The organism is Streptomyces calidiresistens, assembly GCF_014141525.1.
In the GTDB taxonomy this organism is placed as follows: Bacteria; Actinomycetota; Actinomycetes; order Streptomycetales; family Streptomycetaceae; genus Streptomyces; species Streptomyces calidiresistens.
Genome location: NZ_VKHS01000965.1, coordinates 1 through 1,823, shown reverse-complemented (window position 1 = coordinate 1,823; position 1,823 = coordinate 1). Strand labels below are relative to the sequence as shown.

General features: G+C 77.7%; 2 protein-coding genes. One reads left to right on the top strand and one right to left on the bottom strand.

Annotated features, from left to right (window positions below; genetic code table 11):
• The coding region (locus FOE67_RS29710) for a bifunctional DNA primase/polymerase (RefSeq protein WP_228474252.1) at nt 1-638 on the top strand (638 nt) is incomplete at its 5' end.
• 157 nt (nt 639-795) lie between these two features.
• On the opposite strand, the gene FOE67_RS24580 is transcribed toward FOE67_RS29710, so the two are convergent.
• Nucleotides 796-1,823 (bottom strand): small ribosomal subunit Rsm22 family protein (locus FOE67_RS24580; protein ID WP_182667018.1); only part of this gene is annotated, 1,028 nt, incomplete at its 5' end.

The following is a 1,823-nucleotide window of genomic DNA, read 5'->3' as shown; positions in this document are numbered from 1 at the left end:
GGCACCCCCTTTCCCCCGCGTGGCAGACCCAGGCGGGGACCGACTCCGGCCGGGTGCTGCGCTGGCTGCGCGCCGAGCCGGAGGCGAACTTCGTCACCGCCACCGGTCGGGTGCACGACGTGCTGGACGTGCCCCTCGAGGCAGGTCACGCGGCCCTGGAGCGGCTCGCCGCCGCCGGCGTGGAGGTCGGCCCGGTGGCGTTGATCGAACAGGACCGGCGGATGCTCTTCTTCACCGCCACCCGGGGCACCCCCGAGGACGAGGACGAGTGGTGGCCCTGCGAGCTGGACTGCCACCCCGAGACCATGGCCGAGCACCCCGGGCTGCGCTGGCACTGTCGGGGCAGTTACGTGCTCGTGCCGCCGGCCCGGCTGCCGGGACCGATCGGCGCCGGCTCCGCCGCGCCCGCCGTCACCGGCGGCGAGCAGCAGATCCTCCCGGGCCCGGGCGGCGGCGTCCGCCCCGGCGGCGCGTCGGGCCGCACGGGACCGCATCCATCGGGGCAAAGCGCGCTCGCGTTTCATGGGCTGACTACCGCCTCACTTCTCCGAGGTCCGCGTGGCCGTTGTCCGACCATCCTGCCCTGTGCTCGACGGGAATGGGTAATCCGGAGGACGCCGAAAGGTCGAAAACGGTGACACGTTCGTCACACCGGTGTCATGCCGCCGGCATGTTCCCGCCCGTCGGTGACCGACCCGTGAACGCATCGGGGCCGGAATGTGGCCATCCGGGGGACGACCGGCGAGCGGTGCGCGGCCGGGAGCCGGCCGGGGCGCGGGGCCGGGGCGCCGTCGCTCAGCCGTCGGTGTCGGGGGCGGCGTCCCCGGCGCCCGGCGGGGATTCCGCCGCGTCGCCCCAGGTCGCGCGGCGGGCGGCCCGGTAGGCCTCCCGGTCGCGGCGGGTGACGGTCCGCTCCCGCAACCCGTCGTCCCGGGTGCACAGGTCCAGCAGGACCAGTCCCTTGCGCACGCGCGGGCGGCGCACGATCCGGACCGGGGCCGGGGACGCGCCGGCGGGCAGCGGGGGACGCGCCGCCGCCGCCCAGGAGTACTTCTCGTCCTCGTGACCGAGTTCCCCGCCCTTGATCCGACGGTGCAGCGCGGAGCGACCGATGCGGGCGGCGAAGTGGCACCAGTCGGCGCCGGGCACGATCGGGCACTCCCCGTCGTGCGGGCAGGGGGCGAGCAGAGTCATCCCCGCGCCGGTCAGCCGTTCCCGGACCCGGCGGATCCGGGCGAAGCCCTCCGGGGTGCCCGGCTCGACGAACACGGCGACCCGGCCCGCGGTCCGCGCGACGGCGTCCACCACGGCGTCGCGGGTCTCCGCGGTCAGTTCGCCCAGCACGTAGGAGACGGTCACCAGCTCGGCCGCCGGCAGGTCGAGGCCGGGCGCCAGGCGGGCCCGGCGCCACTCGGAGGCGCGCAGCGCCGGGGGCGCCCCCGGGCCCCGGCTCAGCTCCCGCCCCAGGTCCAGCGCGGGACCGGCCCAGTCCAGGACGGTGACCGGGCGTCCGCCCGGCCAGACCGCGTCGGCGGCCCAGACCGCCGCCCCGGTGCCGCCGCCCACGTCCAGGTGGGAGGCCGGTGCCCATCCCGGCGTGCGGGCCGCCAGGGCGCGCAGGGCGGCGGAGACCGCGCCGAAGGTGGCGGGCATCCGGTAGGCGGCGTAGGCGGCGGCGTCCGCGCGGTCCCGCAGGATCGGGGCGTCGGTCGGGGTGCGGCCCCGGTAGTGGTGGATCAGCCGCTCCACCGCAGCCGCGGTGGAGCGCTCGGGCAGACCGTCGAGCAGCGCGTCCAGGGCCGCGCGCAGGCGGTCGGCGGGGG